The organism is Corynebacterium timonense (assembly GCF_900105305.1).
GTDB lineage: Bacteria > Actinomycetota > Actinomycetes > Mycobacteriales > Mycobacteriaceae > Corynebacterium > Corynebacterium timonense.
Genome location: NZ_LT629765.1, coordinates 1,311,353 through 1,333,088 on the forward strand (window position 1 = coordinate 1,311,353; position 21,736 = coordinate 1,333,088).

At 67.8% G+C, this 21,736-nt stretch carries 22 protein-coding genes and 1 pseudogene; 16 read left to right on the plus strand and 7 right to left on the minus strand.

All coding sequences use genetic code 11. The features are described 5' to 3' along the window. The first annotated feature begins 130 nt into the window (after window positions 1–130). The 3 genes from BLT81_RS06170 (at window position 131) to BLT81_RS06180 (ending at window position 4,022) form a co-directional block, all read left to right on the plus strand. Window positions 131–1,105: a hypothetical protein gene (locus BLT81_RS06170; RefSeq protein ID WP_019194092.1), complete on the plus strand. Its 975-nt coding sequence runs from the start codon at window positions 131–133 to the stop codon at window positions 1,103–1,105. 67 nt (window positions 1,106–1,172) lie between these two features. Continuing rightward, the gene (locus tag BLT81_RS06175; RefSeq protein ID WP_081582910.1) at window positions 1,173–2,534 is read left to right on the plus strand and encodes a DUF4185 domain-containing protein; all 1,362 of its coding nucleotides are present in this window, start codon (window positions 1,173–1,175) and stop codon (window positions 2,532–2,534) included. Between the two features lie 45 nt (window positions 2,535–2,579). Then, complete coding sequence (locus tag BLT81_RS06180) at window positions 2,580–4,022, plus strand: DHA2 family efflux MFS transporter permease subunit (RefSeq protein ID WP_019194094.1); 1,443 nt, start codon at window positions 2,580–2,582, stop codon at window positions 4,020–4,022. Here BLT81_RS06180 and BLT81_RS06185 read toward each other — a convergent pair. Continuing rightward, on the minus strand, window positions 4,019–4,444 hold the full coding sequence (locus BLT81_RS06185) for a GNAT family N-acetyltransferase (protein ID WP_019194095.1): 426 nt from the start codon (window positions 4,442–4,444) through the stop codon (window positions 4,019–4,021). The two genes, BLT81_RS06180 and BLT81_RS06185, sit on opposite strands and share 4 nt — an antisense overlap. A gap of 21 nt (window positions 4,445–4,465) precedes the next feature. Here BLT81_RS06185 and BLT81_RS06190 point away from each other — a divergent pair, with 21 nt between their 5' ends. Both BLT81_RS06190 and BLT81_RS06195 read left to right on the plus strand, forming a co-directional pair. After that, window positions 4,466–5,239, plus strand: coding sequence for a spermidine synthase (locus BLT81_RS06190; protein WP_019194096.1), 774 nt, complete (start codon window positions 4,466–4,468; stop codon window positions 5,237–5,239). After that, window positions 5,232–5,678, plus strand: a complete 447-nt coding sequence (locus tag BLT81_RS06195) for a GNAT family N-acetyltransferase (RefSeq protein WP_019194097.1) — start codon at window positions 5,232–5,234, stop codon at window positions 5,676–5,678. Before BLT81_RS06190 ends, BLT81_RS06195 begins: the two co-directional genes overlap by 8 nt. A gap of 27 nt (window positions 5,679–5,705) precedes the next feature. Here BLT81_RS06195 and BLT81_RS12935 read toward each other — a convergent pair whose 3' ends face one another. Next, complete coding sequence (locus BLT81_RS12935) at window positions 5,706–6,815, minus strand: metallophosphoesterase family protein (RefSeq protein ID WP_331271100.1); 1,110 nt, start codon at window positions 6,813–6,815, stop codon at window positions 5,706–5,708. 32 nt (window positions 6,816–6,847) lie between these two features. Further along, window positions 6,848–7,213: pseudogene (locus BLT81_RS13265) on the minus strand (fibronectin type III domain-containing protein); the annotation flags it as partial. 170 nt (window positions 7,214–7,383) lie between these two features. On the opposite strand from BLT81_RS13265, the gene BLT81_RS12640 reads away from it, so the two are divergent. Further along, on the plus strand, window positions 7,384–7,545 hold the full coding sequence (locus tag BLT81_RS12640; protein ID WP_019194098.1) for a hypothetical protein: 162 nt from the start codon (window positions 7,384–7,386) through the stop codon (window positions 7,543–7,545). A gap of 97 nt (window positions 7,546–7,642) precedes the next feature. Next, window positions 7,643–8,182: a hotdog fold domain-containing protein gene (locus tag BLT81_RS06210; protein ID WP_019194099.1), complete on the plus strand. Its 540-nt coding sequence runs from the start codon at window positions 7,643–7,645 to the stop codon at window positions 8,180–8,182. A gap of 40 nt (window positions 8,183–8,222) precedes the next feature. Here the strand turns inward: BLT81_RS06210 and BLT81_RS06215 are convergent, their stop codons facing one another. Beyond that, on the minus strand, window positions 8,223–9,299 hold the full coding sequence (locus BLT81_RS06215) for an alcohol dehydrogenase catalytic domain-containing protein (RefSeq protein ID WP_019194100.1): 1,077 nt from the start codon (window positions 9,297–9,299) through the stop codon (window positions 8,223–8,225). A 214-nt stretch (window positions 9,300–9,513) separates the two neighbouring features. On the opposite strand from BLT81_RS06215, the gene BLT81_RS06220 reads away from it, so the two are divergent. Then, complete coding sequence (locus BLT81_RS06220) at window positions 9,514–10,830, plus strand: hypothetical protein (protein WP_019194101.1); 1,317 nt, start codon at window positions 9,514–9,516, stop codon at window positions 10,828–10,830. 43 nt (window positions 10,831–10,873) lie between these two features. On the opposite strand, the gene ychF is transcribed toward BLT81_RS06220, so the two are convergent. Beyond that, window positions 10,874–11,959 carry a redox-regulated ATPase YchF gene (gene ychF / locus BLT81_RS06225; RefSeq protein ID WP_040421259.1) on the minus strand — a complete coding sequence of 362 codons (1,086 nt, stop codon included), beginning with the start codon at window positions 11,957–11,959 and terminating at the stop codon, window positions 10,874–10,876. A gap of 103 nt (window positions 11,960–12,062) precedes the next feature. Here ychF and BLT81_RS06230 point away from each other — a divergent pair, with 103 nt between their 5' ends. From BLT81_RS06230 to BLT81_RS06240, 3 genes are read left to right on the plus strand one after another with little or no spacing between them, the layout of a single operon-like run. Next, window positions 12,063–13,454 (plus strand): AI-2E family transporter, encoded by a 1,392-nt coding sequence (locus tag BLT81_RS06230; protein ID WP_231286620.1) that lies wholly within the window; start codon window positions 12,063–12,065, stop codon window positions 13,452–13,454. 29 nt (window positions 13,455–13,483) lie between these two features. Continuing rightward, on the plus strand, window positions 13,484–14,527 hold the full coding sequence (locus tag BLT81_RS06235; protein WP_019194104.1) for a DNA recombination protein RmuC: 1,044 nt from the start codon (window positions 13,484–13,486) through the stop codon (window positions 14,525–14,527). A gap of 39 nt (window positions 14,528–14,566) precedes the next feature. Then, the gene (locus BLT81_RS06240) at window positions 14,567–15,202 is read left to right on the plus strand and encodes a DUF6542 domain-containing protein (protein ID WP_019194105.1); all 636 of its coding nucleotides are present in this window, start codon (window positions 14,567–14,569) and stop codon (window positions 15,200–15,202) included. Window positions 15,203–15,245: 43 nt separating this feature from the next. Here the strand turns inward: BLT81_RS06240 and BLT81_RS06245 are convergent, their stop codons facing one another. Further along, window positions 15,246–16,199, minus strand: a complete 954-nt coding sequence (locus BLT81_RS06245) for a 4-hydroxy-3-methylbut-2-enyl diphosphate reductase (RefSeq protein WP_019194106.1) — start codon at window positions 16,197–16,199, stop codon at window positions 15,246–15,248. Window positions 16,200–16,299: 100 nt separating this feature from the next. Between BLT81_RS06245 and xseA the strand changes: the two genes are divergently transcribed. Both xseA and BLT81_RS06255 read left to right on the plus strand, forming a co-directional pair. Beyond that, the gene (xseA, locus tag BLT81_RS06250; RefSeq protein ID WP_019194107.1) at window positions 16,300–17,592 is read left to right on the plus strand and encodes an exodeoxyribonuclease VII large subunit; all 1,293 of its coding nucleotides are present in this window, start codon (window positions 16,300–16,302) and stop codon (window positions 17,590–17,592) included. A gap of 35 nt (window positions 17,593–17,627) precedes the next feature. Continuing rightward, complete coding sequence (locus BLT81_RS06255) at window positions 17,628–17,930, plus strand: exodeoxyribonuclease VII small subunit (protein ID WP_019194108.1); 303 nt, start codon at window positions 17,628–17,630, stop codon at window positions 17,928–17,930. Here the strand turns inward: BLT81_RS06255 and BLT81_RS06260 are convergent. Beyond that, a complete protein-coding gene (locus tag BLT81_RS06260) occupies window positions 17,927–18,499 on the minus strand; it encodes a DUF4245 domain-containing protein (RefSeq protein WP_019194109.1) in 573 nt (190 codons plus the stop codon). The two genes, BLT81_RS06255 and BLT81_RS06260, sit on opposite strands and share 4 nt — an antisense overlap. 154 nt (window positions 18,500–18,653) lie before the next feature. On the opposite strand from BLT81_RS06260, the gene glpX reads away from it, so the two are divergent. From glpX to BLT81_RS06275, 3 genes are all read left to right on the plus strand, one after another. After that, a complete protein-coding gene (gene glpX, locus BLT81_RS06265) occupies window positions 18,654–19,679 on the plus strand; it encodes a class II fructose-bisphosphatase (RefSeq protein WP_019194110.1) in 1,026 nt (341 codons plus the stop codon). Window positions 19,680–19,752: 73 nt separating this feature from the next. Then, window positions 19,753–21,153, plus strand: a complete 1,401-nt coding sequence (locus BLT81_RS06270; RefSeq protein ID WP_019194111.1) for a class II fumarate hydratase — start codon at window positions 19,753–19,755, stop codon at window positions 21,151–21,153. 53 nt (window positions 21,154–21,206) lie between these two features. Beyond that, complete coding sequence (locus tag BLT81_RS06275; protein ID WP_019194112.1) at window positions 21,207–21,722, plus strand: hypothetical protein; 516 nt, start codon at window positions 21,207–21,209, stop codon at window positions 21,720–21,722. Window positions 21,723–21,736 lie beyond the last annotated feature (14 nt).

Here is a 21,736-nt window from a genome sequence, read left to right on the forward strand (position 1 = left end):
TCCCCGAGTCCCTCGCGGCTCGGGGAGCTCTTTTGGGCTCCCACCACGTACGCCCGCCCCGCGCTGCGCACTCCCTACAATGGCTCAGGTACCTACCCGCCCGCGCATAACCAAGCGAAGGAGTCAGGCTATGGCCTCGGAGCACTACGTTCTGTCCCCCTCCGCATGGGGCGCTGCGGTGGAAGTACCGGTGCAAAAACTTGTGCAGGCGACGCTTTTTTCGGATTTTACGGCGGACGCGGGCAGCAGGGCCACGCGCTACATCGATGTGGCGTTGCAGCCGGACCCGGTCGGCGGGGCGTGGCGCGTGCGCTACGCGGGCGGGATCCTCGGCGAGATCGACGCTGCGGACCGTGGGCGCTTCTTGGACATCCACGCGGTCTACGCCGCTGGCCTTGTGCCCGAGACACTCGCTGGGGTGCGCCTCGACCGCGACAGCGGCTTGTTCGGGGTCTCGGTGTTTTTCCCCCCGGCGCCGCTCGCTGTCCCGCGCAACGACGCGCCCTCCGGCTCGCGCGTGCTTCCGCCGGGCGACATGTTCCCGGTGGACACCTCCTCGGGCGAGGTTTCGGCCGCCGAGATCGCCGCGGCCTCGCCGGGGCAATGGCTCGTCGGGCTGCAGCTGCTCGACGGCACCGTGGTGGTCACGCTCGGCGGACGCGTCCTTGGCCACCTCCCTGACGAGGACTCGGGTGCCGTTGCTCCCCTGCTTCGCGACGCCCCCGCCGCCGCCTTCTCCGCCCGCGCGCATTTCCTCGACGGGATGGTCGGGCTCGACCTCGACGCCCAGGCGTCGGCCACCGCGGAAGCGGCGGCACTGCCGCGCCTCGGCCCCCGGCCCGATCCCGCAACGGGGGCGGAGGTGACCCAGTTCCCGGACGGCACGTGGGCCGTGACCACGGCCGGGGAGGACGTCGCCGCGTACCTCACCGGCGAGGGGGGCGCCCGGCGCGTGTCCACGCCGCCTGCCCCGAGCGTCGATTTCACGCCGACGAAGTCGTGGAGCGTGTCGGCGGGCCGGTACCTCAGCGAGGTGGAGAAGGTGCGGTTGCGGCGCCAGGCGGACGGCCGGGTATCGGAGGGGCGCCACCGGCTCGTCGATTAGCGGTGCGACGACGGAAAGGGTGCTACAGTCATGATGTTTCCCCGTTTGAATTAAAAGCGAGGCTGTCATGCGTTTCCCCTCCCGCTCCCTTGCCCTGCTCGTCGCGGGCGCCACAACCTTGTCCCTAGTGACGGCCCCGTCGGCGGGCGCGCAGAGCTCGTTATCGTCAACGGCCTCGTCGGTGCTGGGAAGCTCTGGGCGCGTGGATAACTCCGACACCCACCCCAAGGAGCCAGGCACGCCGGTGGAAATGCCGGGCGGGGTTATCGTGCGGATCATGGGCGACCTGCTCGGGCGTGGCCTCTCCGACCACGTGGGATTTCGCTCCGGCGACCTCGGCGTTATGGCCCCGCTGGGGAACGGCGGAGATTTCGCCCTCATTTTCGGCGACTCCTTCCGCGGCGCCACCTTGGGCGCCGGCGAATGGATGAGCCCCGTCGGCGTCGTCGCCCAGCTCGCCAACGGCGTCGTCGAGATCCTGCGCCCCCTCAACCAGGGCAACCGCGTGAACCAGCTGATCCCCTACGAGCGCGCAGACGGCGACATCCTCACGCTGATCCCCTCGGACGTGATCAACCTCGACGGGACTCTCTACATGCAGGGAATGTGGAACCGTGGGATCGGCAACGTCCAGTACACCGAAATCTGGAAGTCCACCGACAACGGGGCCACCTGGGACTCTGTGGGAACCACGAGCGCCGACTACATGGGCGGGATGGGCAACCTCATCTCCTGGGAGCGCGGCGCCGACGGCTACATCTACGTGGTCTCCTCCAGCTTCACACGCACGGACTCGGTGTACCTGTCGCGTTTCCGCCCCGAACAGATCGGCGACCGCACCACGTGGCAGCTGTTCGACCCGACCACGGGGACCTGGTCCGACCACGGCACGCCCATCCTGAGCACGGGCGTGAAGGCGGGCGAGATGAACCTGCGCTACATCGACGGGCACTGGGTGCTCGTGATGTTCAACGCGCAGACGCTACAGATCGAGGTCCGGGCCTCGCCCGAGCTGGCGCGCGACTGGAATGACGTGCCCGCCGCCGTGGTGGCCAAGAACGGCCCGTGGCGCACCACGCAGTCCCCGGCAAACTTCTCCCAGCTGTACGGCGGCTACATCGTGCCCGGTTCCACCTTGGCAAAAATGGATATCGTCATCTCGCAGTGGAACACCTCGACCAACGCGCGCTACAACGCGACCCAGTTCAACGTGACCGGCCTGGACGTCTTCTTCGGTCTCACCGAGGCGCCAACGGCCGACAACAGCGACGTCGAGGTCACCGAAGTGCCCGCCGCGGATGCCGGCTCGTTGAGCCCGCTGCACATCGCGCTCATCAGCGTGCTCGGCCTGCTCGGCCTCGGCGCCCTCGTCGCCTCGCTCTTCCCCGCGCAGGTCGCCGACCTCGTCAGCCGTTTCTCGCCGTTCTAGCCGCGCTTATCGACGCCCCACCGGCCGCACTGTAAAGTTCGGTCGGTGACCACCACCGAGCGCACCTCCCCATGGCCAGCCCTCGTGTCCATGATGCCGGGGTTTTTCATGATCCTCGTGGACTCGACGATCGTCTCGGTGGCCATCCCCGCCATCACCGCGGGCCTTGACGCCAGCTACAACGAGGTCATCTGGGTCAACAGCGCGTACCTTCTCGCCTACGCCGTGCCGCTTCTCATCACGGGGCGTCTCGGCGACCGCTTCGGCCCGCGGACGCTCTACCTCACCGGGCTCGCGCTGTTCACCGCCTCTTCGCTGGCCTGCGGCCTCGCCGGGTCGATCGAGGCCCTCATCGTCGCCCGCGCTGTCCAAGGACTGGGCGGGGCGATGGTGACGCCGCAGACGATGTCGGTGATGATCCGGACCTTCGCCCCCAACGAGCGCGGCGGCGCGATGGGCGTGTGGGGCGCGACCGCCGGCCTGGCTACCGTGACGGGCCCGCTGCTCGGCGGACTGCTTGTCGACGCCGCCGGGTGGCCGTGGATCTTCTACATCAACGTGCCAGTCGGTGTGGCCGGCCTCGCCCTCGCCTGGGTTCACGTGCCCGCGCTCGAGCGCTTCGCCCGCAACTTCGATTGGCCGGGGGTTGCTGTGAGCTCGGCGGGTATGTTCGGGCTGATCTTCGGTATCCAGGAAGGCGACCGGCTGAACTGGGACGCGCGGGCCATCGGCCTCATCGCGGGCGGTGCCGCGCTCCTCGCTGTCTTCGTGTGGTCGCAGGCGCGCACGAGGCGCGACGCCCTCGTGCCGCTCGAGCTCTTCGGCGACCGCAACTTCTCCCTGGCCGCGCTCACCATCGCCACCGTGGGCTTTACCATGTCCACGCACATGATCCCCTGGATGATCTACACCCAGTCGGTCCCTGCCCTCACCCCCACCCAGGCGGCGTTGCTCATCCTTCCCACGGGCCTCGTGTCCGGGCTGTTGTCCCCCTGGATCGGGTCGCTCACCAACACCCACCCGCCCAAGCCCTTCGCCATCGCCGGGCTCACGCTCACCGGCGTGTCGGTGGCATTGACGGCGCTTCTGGCCACCCCGGAGCTCAGCCCGGTGTGGATGCTCGGCGTCTCGGTCGTCTCCGGCCTGGGCAACTCGATGATGTGGGGGCCGTTGTCGATGATCGCCACCCGCAACCTCACCCCGCGGCTGGCCGGCGCGGGGTCCTCGGTGTACAACACTCTCCGCCAAGTCGGGGCCGTCATCGGCTCGGCCTCCATCGCGGCAGCGATGTCCACGCAGCTCAGTGCGCGCATCGGCCCTGGGGTGGCCGGCGCCCCCACCCACGCGGGGCCCCTGCCGGCCGCGCTCCACGAGCCCTTCTCGCAGGCCATGTCGGCCTCCCTGTGGGTGCCGGCCGCCGTGATCCTCGCGGGCGCCGCCGTGGCGCTCTTCTTCGCCCCCACGCGCTCGTGGGGCGAGGGGGGCTAAGCCCCCTCGCCGTTGAGGGAAAGGCCCCACACAGGGGCGTCGAATTGGTGAAAGCCCACGCGCTCCCAGAAGGCCACGCCGTTGTCGTTCCCCGGCGCAATCATGAGGCACGCGGTATCCGCCCCCTGCTCGCGCAGGAACTCCTGGGCGCCCTCCGCGAGCAAGCGCCCGATTCCGCGGCCCTGGCAGCTGGGCAGCACTCCGGTCATGTGGATCCAGCCCATGTGGCCGTCGTAGCCCGCGATGATCGCCGCCTCGATGCCCCCCTCTCCCTCGGCGACGATCACCGCGCACGTGGGCGTGGCCAGCGCATTGTCGAAGTCGCGCGGCGGGTCGTTCCATTCCTGCGTGATCCCGGAGGCATCCCACACGTCGATGACGGCCTGCTTGTCTGCGGGGGTAGCGTGGCGCAACGTCGTCATGCCTGACCACAATAGTCTTCTATGCAGCAGCGCAAACCGCGGCATCCAACGCGGCGCATCGAGGGCACCTACCCCACCTCGACGGGCACCGCGCGCATCGTCGCGGACCCCGCACGCGACGGCGCCTACATCCTCGAGGTCAACGACGTGCCGAGCTCCCATGTCGTCCTCGGCGCGCCCGAGGTCTTGAGCTTCGACTACATGGAGTGGATCGCCCAGCTTCTCGACGCCTCCCCACCCTCCACCACAGTCCACCTCGGCGCCGCCGCCTGCGCCCTGCCCTCCTACGCCCGCCAGCGCTGGCAGGGGCGCACCGTCGCCGTGGAGATCGACGCGGAGCTAGCCCGGCTTGTGCGCTGGGCCTTCGACCCGGACGTGGAGCTCGTCGTGGCGGACGCCCGCACGTTCACCCACGCCCTTGCGCCAGGCTCCGTGGACGCCATCGTCCGCGACGTCTTTTCCGGGCCCGCGACGCCGCGCCCCCTGACCACCGTCGAGTTTTTCCGAGCCGTGCGCCGCGCTCTCGCCCCGGGAGGGGTCTACGCGGCGAACGTCGGCGACCGCTCCGGGCTCCCCGAGACCCGCTCGGAACTCGCCGGCCTGCGTGAGGTGTTCGACCACGTCGCCGCGATCAGCACCGCCGACATGCTCGACGGCCGCGCCTACGGCAACATCGTGCTCGCCGCCTCCGACCAGCCGCTCACCTATACTGGCCGAGCCGTCTTCCGTGGCGACGCGTGGGCCGCGAGCCTCGGCGGCACCGCACGCTACGACCGAAAGGCCTCTGATGATTAGGCTCGCCCGCCGTGACGACGCCCCGGCGCTCGCCACCCTTCTCCGCGATTTCAACGCCGAGTTCGGCAGCGCCGCTCCCGGCCACAGCGAGCTCGCCGGACGCTTCGGCCGGCTCCTCGCTACCCCCGCCGCCTTCGCGGTCCTCGCGGATCCGGACGTCGGTTTCGCTCTGGTCACCCTGCGCCCCACCCCGTACTGGGACGGCCCGCTTGCGGTGCTCGACGAGCTCTACGTCCGCCCCGCCCACCGTTCCGGCGGCGTCGGCTCGCTCCTGCTCGCGCGCGCCGAGGAGGAACTCACCCGACGCGGGTGCCGGGAGCTCCACATCAACGTTGACGCCGAGGACACGGGCGCGAGGCGCTTTTACGAGCGCCACGGCTACTCCAATCGCGACCCCGAGTCCGGCTCGGAGATGTACGCCTACCTGCGCGAGCTGTAACGACCGAGGTGTGAGGCCCAAACTGTCCTAGAACCGCGGCAGGCCCGGTCCGAAGGCCGCGGCCCCGAGCACGCCGAGGACCCCGAGGACCCCGAGGACCCCGAGAACGACCGCCGCGATAGCGGCGCCGATCCCGGCGGCGGAGGAACCGGACGAGTTAGACGAACCCGGGTCGGTGGAGGCGGCCGGGGTGTGTCGGACGAGCGTGACGGCGTCGACAAGCGTGTCGTCCGCAGCGTTGACGCTGCGCACCTGCACCGTGGTGGGGGTGACGTCGATGATGGAGTAGTCCGGGGTGCGGTCCTGGTTCCACAGGGCGATCGTCGGGTGGTTCAGGCCCTTGGCGCGGGATTCTTCCAACGTCATGTCCGGGTACTTTGCGCCGTCGATGCCCTGGTAGTCGTAGTATTTTCCGCCGACCGCGGTATTCAGGGTGAGGTAGAGGACATCGCCCTTCTCCGGGTAGAGCACATCCCCGGGGGCGGCGTCCACGGCGGGCACCTTCGGCTCGAGGCCGTTGATGAGGTGCGAGCGGTTGTGCATGTGGTCGTGGCCGTTGAGCACGAGGTCCACGCCGACCTCGCTAAACACGGGGCCGAGGACCTCGCGCATACGCGCGATCTCCTCGGTGGTGTACCGCCCGCCCTGGGAGTAGAACGCGAAGTGGTTGGCCACGATGATCCAGTCCTTGCCCTCGCCGTGGGCGGCCACGGTGTCGCGGACGAACTGAGCCTGCTCCTGCAGGCCAGCGTCGTCCTTCCGGTTAGAGTTCAGGGCGATGAACAGGGCGTTGTTCTGCTCGAAGAAGTAATGGGAGGTATCGGCCACCTCGTTCGGCAGGTTCCAGTGCTCCTTGAAGTGCCTGCGCGCCAGGGGCGATGGGAGAACCTCGTGGTTGCCCTCAAGCGCCGCGACACGAACTGGCGCAGCTGGGGCGCCGAGAAGAACGCGTTGTATTGCCCGAGCGGGCCAATCAGGTCCCCCCACCCCTCGACCTGGTCCCCAAGGCTCAGCACGAACGAGGAATCCGGGCGGGCATTCGTGGCGCGTGCAAGCGTCGCGCGCCACGTCGCGGCCTGGTTCGACACTCCCAGGTTCACGCCGATCTGGGCGTCGGCAAGCGCGAGGAAGCTCCACGTGCCGTCGCCATCGTCGATCGTAAAGCTCTCCGGCGTGCTCCAGCCGCCGTCCTCCGAGCCGATCTGGTAGGTGTAGGTCACCCCTGGCTCGAGGCCGGAGACGTCGGCGAACCGCGAGCGGTAAGCAATCGCCCCGAAGTCGGCGTCGCGGGCCACCGTCTCGCGGACCGCCTCCGGGTTCGCGGCTGGGGCCACGCGCACCACCTCGTTGCCCGCGTGGTGTGAGCGCCACGAGAAGTTGACACTCGTCGCATCCGAGCCCACCCCCGTGACCACGCGGTAAATCGGGCCGCCCGCGGAGGCATCCGCAGACACCGCGTGGGCGGCGGGGGCGAGCGACAGGGTCAGGGCGGTCACAGTGGCCAGGGCTGCGGGGAGCGAGCGAGTCAGTTGCATATCTACACCTTCAACGTTGGCAGCAAACAACCTGTATATAACAGCACACTTTCCTGGCCGCCGCGCGTGACCCGCACGCCCGGACGCCCTCCCGCAGGACCGCACACAGGCGTAGCATGGGCTACCCACGACATCGACGTACGAAAAAGCTCAACAGGGAAAGGAACGCCATGCACAACGACCCCGCTAAGCCCGGTTACTCCTCCGAAGACAGCACGAACAAGCCGGTGGACAAGGACGACGACCAGCTCGCACAGGACACCGGCTCCCACCTCGGCTACGGCGAGGAGGCGCCCGAGAGCGTCGACGAAAGCGAGCGCAACGACGCGTAAACGGGGACGCGCCACCGGGGCTGGCGCGCCGCGGGCGCGAGCCGCATGACTACCACATCGGCCCGCGGCGCGATGCGCATCACTATCATGTCCGGTTATGACGCACACAACCCAGCCCGCATCGGCCGCGCCCGAGACGCACCACGACACCGCCAACCCCACAGCCGCGCTGTGGGAGAAATTCAGCGATAGCGCCCTCAAGCGGGGCGTGTTTTCCGCCTTCTACTCGCTCAAGGCCCCGTACTTCCGCACCGTGCTCCCCCGGGTCCGAGAGGTGACCCCCGGCGAGCGCGCGGTGATCCGCCTGGGTAAGTGGTGGGGCGTGAAGAACCACATCGGGACCTTCCACGTCATCGCTGCGCTCAACGGCGCCGAAGCCGCGATGGGCCTGCTGTGCGAAACGACGGTGCCCCCGACGCACCGCTGGATCCCCCGCGGCATGCGGGCGGATTACCCCGCGAAGTCCACGGGTGGCCTGACAGTCACCGCGACCGCGGACTTCCCCGATTTCTCCGCCATCACCCGCGAGAGCGGCGGCCAGCTGGTCACCATCACCTGCCAGATTGTCGACGACGCAGGCGTCGAGCCGGTCACGGCAGAAATCGACGTCTGGGTCACGGCCAAGCGGCCGCGGTAGCCCAGACGTCGGTCAGGGCGTCGTCGTCAGCGCTCTCTTCCTAGCGCTCGGGGGCGACCAGGATCTTGACGGACGTGCCATCCTTGTCAAGCAGGGCCGCGAAGCCCTTCTCCACAACATCATCCGGGGCGATCTTGGCGGTGATGTACGGATCGAGATCGATGCGGCCGGACTGCACGGCCTCGATTGCCTCGTCGTAGTCCCTGCGGGTGTAGCCGTAGGCGCCCTGAACGACGATCTCGGTGCGGTGGAGGTCCTTGAGCACGTCGAGCTCCAAGGGCTTGCCCGGGATGGCGACGAGCTGCAGGTGGCCGCCCGGGTGAAGGGTGCCCGCGAGCTCGTGGATCACGGGGATGACACCGGCGCAGTCGAAGGCGACGTCGGCAAGCAAGCCGTCGCTGTTCTCCTTGACCACCTCGAGCAGGTCCTCCTCCGTCGGGTTGACACCCACCGCTGCGACACCAGTCTTCAGCGCCAGCTCGCGGCGGGCGGCGTTGGGCTCGGAAATGATGACCCGGGCACCGCGCGCGGTCGCCACAGCCGCGACGAAGACGCCGATCGGCCCAGCACCGCCGACGACGACAACGTCGCCTTCTTCGACGCCGGCCAGGCGCACGGCGTGCGTGGACACAGACAGCGGCTCAATCATTGCCGCGTGCTCAAGCTCCATGTCCCCGACGGGCACGGCAACCTGAGCCGGCACGTTCACGGCCGCGCTCAGGCCACCGCCCCAGCCGGACAGGCCGAGGCCCCAGACCTTCTGGCAGAGGTTAGTCTTGCCCGCCTTGCAGGCCACGCACTCGCCGCACCATACGCCTGCCATGACTGCGACACGGTCGCCTTCCTTGAGGTCCTCGACGCCCTCACCGACGGCGGTGACGGTGCCGGAAAACTCGTGGCCCAGCGTGATCGGAAGGGATGCGCCGGTCACCGGCTGTTCGCGGTCCTCATCCGGGGTCACCGGGTAGGACGGGCCGTCCTGGTAAAGGTGGAGGTCGCTGCCGCAGATGCCAGCCCAGCCCACGTCCAAGCTCACCCAGCCCTTGTCGGGGGCGCCGGGCTCCTCCACCTCGTCGACGCGCAGATCCTTTGCTCCGTACAACCGAACAGCCTTCATCTCATTGTCCTTTCTTATGTGCCTTTTCTGAATGAACGATGGACACTGCCACTTCCTACGTTACCCCCGTAGGGTTTATTCATCACTCGCGCATGGTGATGCCGCAGCTCAGGAGCACAAAGATGAGTGAAGCGTCACACATTCCGGCGCACGGCGTGCCGGCTCGTCCCGCGGGCACGCCACGCTGCTGCTTCGGCCGCTATAGTCCTCGCTCATGGAGCACTCCCCTCACGACCTGGCGTTCATCGCCGACGACAACGGCATCCTCATCGTTGGCGACGCCGACGACCTTGCGGACCTCGACTCGCGCGCGAGCGGAACCCTGGGCGATGTTCGCCCCGTTTCTCCCCAGGTCTTATCGCGAGCCAAAGCTGTGCTCGACACCGCCAGCCGCTACCGAAACCTGACCGGGCGGTACCTCACCCCCACCAAGGAGTCCGCCGCCCTTCTGCGGCAACGCGTCACCAACGGGCCCGTATCGGGAGTTCTCCGCAAAGGCGACCTCGGCGCGGCCGGCAACCCCGGCGAAATCGTGTCAACCCTCTCGTTCAACCGTGTTCCGGCTGGCCCCGCGGTGGCCATGGGTATCGCGGGCATTGCCACCCAGGTCGCAATCGAGATTGCGATGGCCGAGGTCAAGCGATACTTGGAGTCCATCGACGACAAGCTAGACACCCTCCTGCGGCACCGGAAAATCGATGCCCTAGCCCACCTCGGCGGGATCCAGTACACCATCGACGAGGCCGACAAGCTCTACCGGCGAAGCAACAGCGTCTCGGCCACGACGTGGTCCAAGATCGACCACCTAAGCTCGTCGCTGAACTCCATCGAGTCGTTCGTGATCGAACAGGTCGACGACGCGGCCACACACATCAACGCGCACCGAGGGAACGCCAAAAAGGTATCGTCGCTCCTCGCGGAACTCAATGACGACCTTCCCCTGTGGGTTGGTGTTCTCGCGCGAAGCATGTATCTGCATGACCGACTGTATGCGCTCGAACTCGCGCACGTCAGCGAGTTCGAGCCACACGTGATGGAGGCCCACAGAGAGGGGATCATTGAAGCGAGAGGCGCGCGACTGGCCACCACGCTTGAGCGGCTGCTCGCGATCGATTCCACGATCCGGGAAGCAGGCACGCTCAACGATACTCAGTGGGCCCTCAAACACGGTCGCGCGAAGGAGATGACCACCAACGCAAACTCCATACTCACCACAATCTACGGTTTCGCCTCCCACCTCCAGGGCAGCGTGCCTGAGGCGACGCCGCTCGAGGCTCAGGGCCGCGGCCAATCGGCCCGGGCGCTGGTCGAACGATTCGTTGATTCGGCGAACCACACAGGGCGTTCAGCCTTCACCCACGCCCAACGAACCACCCAGAAGGTGATTGCCGCGGCCGCGGACCTCCCCCACCGAGACTCGACAGAACGGGCGGGTCTCGACGCCTCGGACGACGCGAGGAGCGGCCCCACCACGAGGTCCCGCCGCCGGAACGTCCGTGGCGCGGGGAATACGAAACCCGGGGACGCGTAAGCGGGAGCGCTTCCGTCGGCCTCGGCCGCGCCGCCGCCTCGGCCTACACGTTGAACTTGAACTCCACGACGTCGCCGTCTTCCATCACGTAGTCCTTGCCCTCTTGGCGTACCTTGCCGTGGGCGCGGGCCTCGGCCATCGAGCCCAGCTCATCGAGGTCATCGAAGCTGACAATCTCGGCCTTGATGAAGCCCTTCTCAAAGTCGGAGTGGATCACCCCGGCGGCCTTCGGCGCAGTGTCGCCCTGGCGGATCGTCCACGCGCGCGCCTCCTTGGGCCCCGCGGTGAGGTAGGTCTGCAGGCCGAGGGTTGCGAAACCAGCCTTGGCCAGGGTGTTCAGGCCCGGCTCCTCCTGCCCCACGGCAGCGAGCAGCTCCGCGGCGTCCTCCTCGTCCAGCTCGAGCAGGTCCGTCTCGCTCTGCGCGTCGAGAAACACGGCCTCTGCGGGTGCGACGAGAGCGCGAAGCTCGTCCTTTGTCGCGTCGTTAGTGAGCACTTCCTCGTCGGAGTTGAACACGTAAAGGAAGGGCTTAGCCGTCATGAGGTGCAGATCGCGCAGAAGCGCCAGGTCAAGCTCGCCCGTCTTGCCCGCGGCGAAGAGGGTGCGGTCCCCCTCGAGCACTTCCTGCGCCTTTGTCACCTCCGCGACGGTGGCGGCGACCTCCTTGTCCTTGCGCGCCTCCTTTTCCAGGCGCGGCAGGGCCTTTTCAATCGTCTGCAGGTCTGCGAGGATCAGCTCGGTGTTGATCACGGCGATATCGCTGGCCGGGTCAACCTGCCCGTCGACGTGGATGACGTTGTCGTCCGAAAAGGCGCGCACCACCTGGCAGATAGCGTCGGCCTCGCGAATGTTGGCCAAAAAGGCGTTGCCCATGCCCTCGCCCTCCGAGGCGCCCTTCACAATGCCCGCGATGTCGACGAACGAGACCGTGGCGGGCAGGATGCGCTCGGAGCTGAAGATCTCCGCGAGCCGGGCCAGGCGCGGGTCCGGAAGTTCCACGAGGCCCACGTTGGGCTCAATGGTGGCGAAGGGGTAGTTCGCCGCTAGGACGTCGTTACGCGTCAGCGCGTTGAAGAGCGTGGATTTCCCCACATTGGGCAGACCGACAATTCCAAGAGTTAGGCTCACAGGCGCCCATCCTATCCCACCGCCGTGACGCGACCCGCCGGGGTGCGTCGCAGTCTCCGGAGGGGCCCTGAAGACGTCGCAAAGCGCGTGCCGATGGGGCATGATGGTGCGGGTGAATACCGAAAAAGAGGAGCGCCCGGACGATCAGATCGAGAACGATCAGATCGACCGCGGGGTGGTCATGAACGAATGGTTGAAGTCGGCAGCGATGTTCACGCTGCGCGTACTCATCATTGCGCTTTTCCTGTTCGCTGCCAGCAAGCTCATCGGCGCGTTCTGGGCGGGCATCCTCCCCGTCGTTCTCGCACTCATTGTGTGCACCGTCCTCGCGCCGCTGTCGACGTTCTTGCGCCACAGGCGGGTGCCCGCCGCCCTCGCCTCGATCATCTCCATCCTCGTGTTTTTCGGCGTCGCGGGCTTCATCGGCTCCCTCATCGCGCCGGATATCGTGTCCCACTCGCAAATCCTCTACCTGCAAGCCCTCGAAGGCATCCAACGGTTGCAGTTGTGGCTGCAGGGCCCGCCGTTGAATATCGACCCGGAGGAGCTGAACAACGCCGTCAACGAGATCGCGAATTGGCTGCAGAACCAAGCCGGCGCCATCGCTGGCGGCGTCTTCGCGGGGATCGGCACCGCGGCTGGCGTCGCGATCACGCTGACCGTCGTCCTCGTCTTGACCTTCTTCTTCCTCAAAGATGGCCACCGCTTTCTCCCCTGGCTTCGCTCGGCGACAGGCGGGCGGACCGGCCTGCACGCCACGGAGCTGCTCACTCGCGCGTGGAAGACGCTCTCGGGCTTCATCCGCGCCCAGGCGCTTGTTTCGCTTGTCGACGCCTTTTTCATCGGCGTCGGCATCGCCATCGTGGGGGTGCCCATGGCGTTCACCCTCGCAGTGATCACCTTCTTCGCGGGCTTCATCCCCATCGTCGGCGCCGTCGTCGCGGGCGCGCTCGCCGTGCTCGTCGCCCTCGTCTCACTCGGCTTCACCGAGGCCTTGATCGTGCTGGCCATCGTCATCGCGGTGCAGCAGCTCGAAGGCAACGTCCTCCAGCCCGTCCTGCAGTCCCGCGCGATGAACATCCACGCGGTGATCGTGCTCGTGTCCGTCACCGTCGGCGGCGGGCTGTTCGGCCTTATCGGCGCTTTCCTCGCGGTCCCCGCCGCCGCCATGATCGCGGTGGTCTACCGCTACATCCTCGACATGCTGAAGATCCACGCTGGCGAAAGGACGGCGGATCAGCTGGACTTCGCCACCGACGAGGGCCGCACCATCGCCGAGCTGGAGGAGCGCGAATCTGTCTACGAGCGCAGGCAGTGGCGAGGCGACCGGGAGTGGGCCCCCGCCAATGTCGCCAGCCAGTTCACCACAGAATCGTCATCGACCCGCACAAAGCCCGGGTGGCACAAGCTGCGCGACAGCGAGCGCCTGCGCCGCCTGACACCCACCAGCATGTTCACAAAACTGTTCGATAAAAACGGCAACAAAGACACGTAGCGTCCGCCCCCTGTGGCACACTGCTGCCCATGTCCATCGTCTCCGCATTGGCCGTCTTCATCGCGGGCCTCCTCCTCGGGGCCCTCGCCTGCTACCTCGCCGTGCGCAGCCGCGCGACCCCGCCCCCGCCGTCCACCGACCTTGCCCCCGTCACGCACGCCCTCGAGCGCCTCGCCGGGCAGCTCGACGACATGGACGAAGACCGCGCCGTCGCCTACTCAGCTCTGGCCAGCCAGGTCCAAGCCATCACGCGCACCTCGACGCGGCTGTCGGACCGCACGGATCAGCTCCTCTCAGCGCTGCGCTCCCCGCATACCCGCGGCCGGTGGGGCGAGATGCAACTGCAACGCGTCGTCGAGCTCGGCGGGATGCTCGAGCACTGCGACTTCGACGTCCAAAGCACGGCGTTTGTCGACGGCACCCGGGTCCGCCCCGACATGATCATCCGCCTCTCCCACGGCCGTTCCATCGTCGTCGACGCCAAGGTTCCCTTCTCGTCCTACCTCGACGCGCTCAACACCGACGACCCCGAAGAAAAAGAGGCGTACCTGCGCCGCCACGCGCACCTGCTGCGCCAGCACGTCGACACGCTGTCCGCCAAGGCCTACATCGACGCTTTCCAGCCCACCCCGGAGTTCGTGGTCATGTTCGTGCCCGCCGACCCCTTCCTCGACTCGGGCCTGTCGATCGACCCGGAGCTTTTGGACTACGCCTTCTCCCGCGACGTCGTCATCGCCACCCCCACAACTCTTTTCGCACTCCTGCGCACCGTGGCCCTCGGGTGGCGCTACGAGGCGATCAACGACAAAGCCAAGGAGGTCCAACGCCTCGGGGCTGAGCTGTACCAGCGCCTGGGGACGATGGGCGAGCACTACAACCGCGTCGGGCGTTCCCTCGAGAAAGCGGTGGAGGCGTTCAACGCGAGCGCCGCGTCGATGGATTCCCGCGTCATGGTCACCGCCCGCAAGCTCAACGAGATGGGCATCCCTGCCCGCACTACCCGCGGGCGGGCCCCCGAGCTACACCACGTTTCCGCCTCGCCCCGACACGCGGCAGAAGAAACACGCGACTGACTCCCGCCGCAGCGCCCGCGACAGGTAGAATCTCCCGACGTGTCACACCCGTCATCCCGCACCTCCCACGCTCAACGAGCGACGTTCGTCGGGCTCCCAACGGGCTCTGGCATCGCCATCATCTTCGCCGCCGTGTTCACCGGCGCGCTCATCTCCATTTACATGGAGCAGATCGGCTGGCCTTTCCTCGTGCTCTTCGCCGCCGGTTCGGTGCTGGTGACCACGCTCGTCAACGTGAAAGGTCTCTTCCTTTCCGTCGTGTGCGCTCCTCTCTTCTTCGCGGCGGGCGTCGTCGGCGCGGGGTACGCCATGGCGCGCGTGAGCACAACGACCGAAGGGGCGGGCATTTCCCGCACGTCGCTGTTGGTAATGATCTACCCGCTCGCCGAGTTCTTCCCCGTCTTGGTGGCCGTGACAGCGGGGTGCGCGGTGATCGCGTTCCTCCGCGTGTGGCTCATGAAGCGGAACAACGAGCGCATCGAGCAGCGCGAGATCCGCGACCGCAGCCGCGCCGCAGAAACCAACCGGCGCACGACCCACCAGAGCAGGCGGGCACGCGCGAGGGCGAACGCCGTCACCGTCGAAGAGCTGCTCCGGCGCGGAGCCCAACCGACAACCAACGACCCCACCCCGCGCCGCCGCCTCGGCGACGACCTGTACGGCGACGAGAGCTAGGAGCGGGCCCTCGCCCAGAGCCAGCCGCGCCAGCGGGCTCGCGTTACACGCGGGCGGGGCGCAGGTCGCGGGGCAGCGAAAACGTGATCGTCTCGGTCGTGGTCGTGACCTCCTCCACGTCCGTGAAGCCGCGCTCGGCCAGCGATTCGACGACCTCGCGCACGAGAATCTCCGGCACCGACGCACCCGAGGTGACGCCCACGGTATTCGCGCCGTCGAGCCATTCCTCCTCGATCTGGCGGGCGTAGTCGACCAAGTGGGCGTCCCGTGCCCCCGCCTCAAGGGCGACCTCGACGAGGCGCTTCGAATTCGAGGAGTTCTGCGAGCCCACGACGATCATGAGGTCCGCGCGCGGCGCAATCGCCTTGACCGCCACCTGACGGTTCTGGGTGGCGTAGCAGATGTCGTCGCTCGGCGGGTTCTCCAGGTTCGGGTAACGCTCGTGCAGCTTGTTGACGATCACCATCGTCTCATCCACCGACAGCGTCGTCTGCGACAGCCAGACGAGCTTCTGGTCCTCCGCGAAGTCAGGCAGCTTGTCCACGCCGTCGACCCCGTCGACGAGGTGGGTCACCTCCGGCGCCTCACCCGCGGTCCCTTCGACCTCTTCGTGGCCCTCGTGGCCGACGAGCAGGATGTGGTAGCCGTTGCGGGCGAAGCGCTTGGCCTCGTTGTGCACCTTGGTCACCAGCGGGCACGTGGCGTCCAGCGTGAGCAGGTTGCGGTCAGCCGCGGAGTTACGCACCGCCGGGGAAATTCCGTGCGCGGAGAACACTAGGTGCGCACCCTCCGGAACCTCGTCGGTCTCCTCCACGAAGATCACGCCGCGGTCCTTGAGCGTCTCCACGACGTACTTATTGTGCACAATCTCCTTGCGCACGTAGACGGGCGCACCGTACTTCTCCAGCGCCTTTTCCACGGTCTCGACCGCCCGGTCGACTCCAGCGCAGTAACCGCGGGGGGCGGCGAGAAGAACCTTCTTACCCTGATCTGTCATGGAACCAAGGGTATCGAATCACCGTCTAAAAGGACAGACACCGTTATGCTGGTGATGTTTGCGGGGTGCCGCCCATGCGGCGCTCCGCGCGCACCGTGAGATGCAGAAAGGGGCGGGCACCGGTTCCGTGACACAGACAACACAGACGTCCACGCGCTCCGCGGCGAGCACCCCCGAATCCCCGTGGGCCGTGTCGAAGCTCAATCAATCGGTGAAAGGCTGGGTGGACAAGCTCGGGTGGCTCTGGGTCGAGGGCCAGCTCACGCAGATCAACATGAAGCCGACCTGGAAGCTGTCTTACCTTACCTTGCGCGATACGCAGGAGGAAGTCAGCGTTCAGCTCACGGCGAGCACGTCGCTGCTGCGCTCCATGCCCACCCCGCTCAAAGACGGCGACCGCGTGGTCATCTACGGCAAGCCGGATTTTTACGCGGGCCGCGGCTCCTTTTCCATGCGGGTCACCGAGATCCGCCACGTCGGCGAGGGCGAGCTACTGGCGCGCATCGAGCGCCTCCGCGCGCAACTGGCCAGCGAGGGCCTGTTCCACCCCGACCGCAAGAAACCGCTGCCCTACCTGCCGCGCACGGTTGGCTTGATCACGGGGAAGGGCTCCGCCGCCGAGCGCGACGTGCTTTCCGTCGCCCAGAACCGTTGGCCGGCGGTGAGCTTCGCGGTGCGCAACACCGCGGTCCAAGGCGCCAACGCCGTGCCCGAGGTGGTCGCGGCGTTGCGTGAGCTCGACGCCGACCCGCGTGTCGACGTCATCATTATCGCCCGGGGCGGAGGCTCCGTCGAGGACCTGCTGCCGTTTTCGGAAGAAGCGCTCCAGCGCGCCGTCGCCGCCGCCTCCACCCCGGTCGTCTCGGCCATCGGCCACGAACCCGACAACCCAGTGCTCGACAACGTGGCCGACCTGCGCGCCGCCACACCCACGGACGCGGCGAAGCGCGTCGTCCCCGACGTCACGCAGGAATATGCCCTGCTCGACGAGGCCCGCGCCCGGATGAACGCCGCCCTGCGCGGCTGGGTCCAGCGCGAGCGCTCCACCGTGCAGGCGCTGCGTTCGCGCCCCGTGCTGGCCAACCCGCTGACCTCGATCCGCCAGCGCCGGGAGGAGGTGGACCGAGCGCGCTCCCTCATCCGACGCGACGTGGGCTACCTGCTGGACAGGGAGCAGGCGGCGGTTCGCGCGCTGCGCGCCCAGGTCTCGGCGCTGGGCCCTGCCGCAACCCTGGCCCGCGGCTACGCCGTGGTCCAAGTGCTGCCGCGCGACCACAGCGAGCCTGAGGTGGTCACGAGCATCGAGCAGGCCCCGCCGGGCTCGCAACTGCGCATCCGCGTCGGGGACGGCTCGATCACCGCCGCCTCCATCGGGACCACCCCCGCCGATTAGCCCCACCCACGTCTTTACTGAAGGAGTACACCTACATGAGCGACCCGACACAGAACACGTTTGGCGCCGGACGCGGGGGGCAGGACGCACTGCCCGACCCGTCGTCCCTGACCTACGAGCAGGCCCGCGACGAACTCGTGGAAACGGTGAAGATCCTCGAGCTGGGCCAGATGAGCCTTGACGAATCCCTCGCCTACTGGGAGCGCGGCGAGGCTCTGGCGAAACGCTGCGAAGTGCTCCTTGACGGCGCCGCTCAACGCGTCGAAGCCGCCATCGGCAACGACTCCACAACCGACGGCGACGGCGACGGCGGGGAGACGAACGCCGACACCGACTAACCGCGGGGCAGGGGCTCGCTGCTGAGCGTGGCGGTGATGACCTCGCGGCGCTCCTCGTCCGTGCCGGCGCCTGTGACCACGAGGCGCACGTCACCGTCGTCGACGACCCACACGTCGCGCACGTCCGCGTCCCCCGAGGTATACACCCGGGCCTCGGCGCCGCCGACCGGCTCCGAGCGGTCGTACTCGCGCGGGTGCGGGTCAAGGCCGCGGACGGCCTCGTCGACGCCCGCCCCGGTCTGCGTGAGCTGGACGTAACCCTGGTCTGGCGTGACCCAGCCGACCACCGGCGCGGGGTCGCCCTCGATCACCGAGCGGCGCGCGGAGTTCGTCGTCCACTCCTCCGGCATCTCGGGGTAGCGCACCGGGAAGTCGACGGCGCGGGCCTCCAAGCCGAGGAAGGTCTCCGCGTCCACCTCCTGAACCGGGCCGCCCTCCGGCGCGCCCGGATTGAACGTGCACAGGCCCGTGAACCCGACGACGACGAGCATGGCGACAACAATGATCGCCATGTTGATCGCCATGTCCCGGCCGTCCTGAAAAATGCGGGGTTTGTCGTCCGAAGCCACGCGCTCCAGTATGTCACGCCCACCTTCCCACCCCCGTAAGAAGGTGGGAGGGGGAAAAAACCGGAGCCGGAAGTGCAACAATGGTCGCTTGGATACCCCCGTGCCGCGCCCGCGGCACGCGCCGAACGTTCGACAGCTCAGGAGGCCGCCTTCTATGACCGACACTTCAACGACGCAGAGGTCCCCGGAGTACCCGGACCGTAACCTTGCCCTAGAACTCGTGCGCGTCACCGAGGCGGCCGCGCTGGCGTCCGGCCGGTGGGTCGGCCGGGGGAAGAAAGAGTCGGGTGACGGCGCGGCCGTCGACGCGATGCGCAAGATGATCAACTCGGTCAGCATGGACGGCATCATTGTCATCGGCGAGGGCGAGAAAGACGAGGCCCCGATGCTCTTCAACGGCGAGCTCGTGGGCAACGGCACCGGCGCCAAGGTCGACATCGCGGTCGACCCCGTCGACGGGACGACGCTGATGGCGGAGGGGCGCCCGAACGCCATCTCCGTCATCGCGGCCGCGGACCGGGGCACGATGTACAACCCGAAGGACGCGTTCTACATGAACAAGCTCGCCGTCGGGCCGGAGGCGAAGGGCAGCGTCGACATCACTGCGCCTGTGGAGCACAACATCAAGGCCGTCGCTAAGGCAAAGGGCGTGGCGCCGGCCGACGTCACCGTCGTCGTGCTCGACCGCCCCCGCCACGAGCAGCTCGTGCGCGAGATCCGCGAGGCCGGCGCGAAGGTGCGCTTCATCGCGGACGGCGATGTCGCCGGCGCGATCGCGGCCGCTCAGGATACGAACTCCATCGACATCGCGATGGGCATCGGCGGCACCCCAGAGGGCGTCATCACCGCCTGCGCCATGAAGTGTCTCGGCGGCGAGATCCAAGGCCAGCTCGCCCCGCAGTCCGAGGCAGAGCGTGCCGCGGTGCTCGCCGCGGGCCACGACCTCGACCGCATTCTTGGACTCGACGACCTGGTCTCGACGGACAACTGCTACTTCGCCGCCACGGGCGTGACCAACGGCGACATGCTGCGCGGGGTGTCCTACCGAAAGAACGGGGCCACCACTCGGTCCCTGGTCATGCGCGCGCGTTCCGGCACGGTCCGCTACATCGAGTCCATCCACCAGCTGTCCAAGTTGCAGTCCTACTCCGTCGTCGACTACTCCGGCCCGGCGGAATAGTCACCACCCGGGCCGCGGCGAGCGGGCATAATCTCTAGGTAAGTACGTCCCCGAACAGAAAGATTACGTTTTCATGGCTGATCAGGAATACCGCATCGAGCACGACACGATGGGCGAGGTCAAGGTGCCCGTCGACGCGCTGTGGCGCGCGCAGACCCAGCGCGCCGTGGAGAACTTCCCCATCTCTTTCCGCCCGCTCGAGTCCCAGCAGATCCGCGCCCTCGGCCTTCTCAAGGCCGCGTGCGCACAGGTGAACAAGGACCTGGGCACGCTCGATGCCGGCAAGGCCGACGCCATCATCGCAGCGGCGAAGGACATCGCCGATGGAAAGCACGACGATCAGTTCCCCATCGACGTCTTCCAGACCGGCTCCGGCACCTCCTCGAACATGAACACCAACGAGGTCATCGCTTCCATCGCGAAGGCCAACGGCGTCGAGGTCCACCCGAACGACGACGTCAACATGGGCCAGTCCTCCAACGACACCTTCCCGACGGCGACCCACGTCGCCGCCACCGAGGCCGCCGTCACCGACCTCATCCCGGCCCTGAAGGTGCTGCACGAGTCCCTGGCGGCCAAGGCCTCCGAGTGGCATGAGGTGGTCAAGTCCGGCCGCACCCACCTCATGGACGCCACCCCGGTCACCTTGGGCCAGGAGTTCTCCGGCTACGCCCGCCAGATTGAGCTGGGCATCCAGCGCGTCGAGGGCGTCCTTTCGCGCCTCGGCGAATTGCCTATCGGCGGCACCGCCGTCGGAACCGGCATCAACACCCCGGCGGAGTTCGGCGGCAAGGTCACCGAAGAGCTGATCAAGCTCACCGGCGTCGAGCAGCTCTCCGAGGCCGAAAACCATTTCGAGGCGCAGGCCAACCGCGACGGCCTCGTCGAGTTCTCCGGTGCGATGCGCTCCGTGGCCGTCTCCTTGTACAAGATCGCCAACGACATCCGCCTCATGGGCTCCGGCCCGCTCGCAGGCTTCGGCGAGATCCACCTGCCGGACCTGCAGCCGGGTTCCTCCATCATGCCGGGCAAGGTCAACCCGGTCCTGTGCGAGACCGCAACGCAGGTTTCCGCCCAGGTTATCGGCAACGACGCCGCCGTCGCCTTTGCCGGCACCCAGGGCCAGTTCGAGCTCAATGTGTTCATCCCCGTGATGGCCCGCAACGTGCTCGAGTCCTCCCGCCTGCTGGCCAACACCGCCCGCCAGTTCGCGACCAAGCTTGTCGACGGCATCGAGCCCAACATCGAGCGCATGAAGGAGCTTGCGGAGTCCTCCCCGTCGATCGTCACCCCGCTCAACAGCGCTATCGGCTACGAGGCCGCGGCGAAGGTGGCCAAGACCGCCCTCGCCGAGGGCACGACGATCCGCCAGGCCGTCATCGACCTCGGCTACGTCGACGGCGAGAGGCTCACCGAGGAAGAGCTGGACAAGCGCCTCGACGTGCTGAGCATGGCGAACACCGACCGCAATTAGCCCGCCGCTAAGATGAGCCCCCAGTCCAATCCCTGCCGACTGGGGGTTTTTCAATGCCTGATTCTTTCAGCGAGCTGCGCGACAGCGGAGGCTCAAACCGCCCGTGGGTGATCGGCGCGATCGCGGTCCTCATCGTCGCGGTGCTTGCGGCAGCCGCCGCCGCGGCCTACGCGCTGTCGCGCCCCGCGTCCGAACGCTCGGCGTCGCCCGCGGTCGTCACCGTCACCGCGCAGCCCGCACCGCCGAACGGGCCCGCCCAGTCCCCGGCCCCCGGCACCTACACCGGATGGATCACCTCCACCTCGTCGGGGGCAGAGTCCGGCTTCAACGGGGTGCTCACCTTCGCCGGCGACAGCGCCATGCTCTCCTACCCCGCCAAAAACTGCGCGCTTTTGCTCACGCAGTCGCGTGACGACGCCTGGACGGCCCGCCCTCTTACCACCCGCTGCCCCGACAGCGAAGGCACGTGGTCTGTGCGCGACGCCGCGCCGGGGATCATCGAGCTCGAACGCGTCGGCGCGGAGGGGTCGACCACCCACGGCACCTTGTCGTGGGAGAGCCCGGTGTAGTCGAACATTTGCAC

Bases quoted from the DNA above. Each gene is read 5' to 3' on its own strand.
- BLT81_RS06230 (WP_231286620.1), top strand. From the start codon at position 12,063: ATGGTGCGGGTGAATACCGAAAAAGAGGAGCGCCCGGACGATCAGATC.
- BLT81_RS06235 (WP_019194104.1), top strand. From the start codon at position 13,484: ATGTCCATCGTCTCCGCATTGGCCGTCTTCATCGCGGGCCTCCTCCTC.
- BLT81_RS06215 (WP_019194100.1), bottom strand. From the start codon at position 9,299: ATGAAGGCTGTTCGGTTGTACGGAGCAAAGGATCTGCGCGTCGACGAG.
- BLT81_RS06195 (WP_019194097.1), top strand. From the start codon at position 5,232: ATGATTAGGCTCGCCCGCCGTGACGACGCCCCGGCGCTCGCCACCCTT.
- BLT81_RS12640 (WP_019194098.1), top strand. From the start codon at position 7,384: ATGCACAACGACCCCGCTAAGCCCGGTTACTCCTCCGAAGACAGCACG.
- BLT81_RS06210 (WP_019194099.1), top strand. From the start codon at position 7,643: ATGACGCACACAACCCAGCCCGCATCGGCCGCGCCCGAGACGCACCAC.
- BLT81_RS06175 (WP_081582910.1), top strand. From the start codon at position 1,173: ATGCGTTTCCCCTCCCGCTCCCTTGCCCTGCTCGTCGCGGGCGCCACA.
- BLT81_RS06190 (WP_019194096.1), top strand. From the start codon at position 4,466: ATGCAGCAGCGCAAACCGCGGCATCCAACGCGGCGCATCGAGGGCACC.
- BLT81_RS06185 (WP_019194095.1), bottom strand. From the start codon at position 4,444: ATGACGACGTTGCGCCACGCTACCCCCGCAGACAAGCAGGCCGTCATC.
- BLT81_RS06245 (WP_019194106.1), bottom strand. From the start codon at position 16,199: ATGACAGATCAGGGTAAGAAGGTTCTTCTCGCCGCCCCCCGCGGTTAC.
- glpX (WP_019194110.1), top strand. From the start codon at position 18,654: ATGACCGACACTTCAACGACGCAGAGGTCCCCGGAGTACCCGGACCGT.
- BLT81_RS06255 (WP_019194108.1), top strand. From the start codon at position 17,628: ATGAGCGACCCGACACAGAACACGTTTGGCGCCGGACGCGGGGGGCAG.
- BLT81_RS06170 (WP_019194092.1), top strand. From the start codon at position 131: ATGGCCTCGGAGCACTACGTTCTGTCCCCCTCCGCATGGGGCGCTGCG.
- BLT81_RS06220 (WP_019194101.1), top strand. From the start codon at position 9,514: ATGGAGCACTCCCCTCACGACCTGGCGTTCATCGCCGACGACAACGGC.
- xseA (WP_019194107.1), top strand. From the start codon at position 16,300: ATGCAGAAAGGGGCGGGCACCGGTTCCGTGACACAGACAACACAGACG.
- BLT81_RS06275 (WP_019194112.1), top strand. From the start codon at position 21,207: ATGCCTGATTCTTTCAGCGAGCTGCGCGACAGCGGAGGCTCAAACCGC.
- BLT81_RS06270 (WP_019194111.1), top strand. From the start codon at position 19,753: ATGGCTGATCAGGAATACCGCATCGAGCACGACACGATGGGCGAGGTC.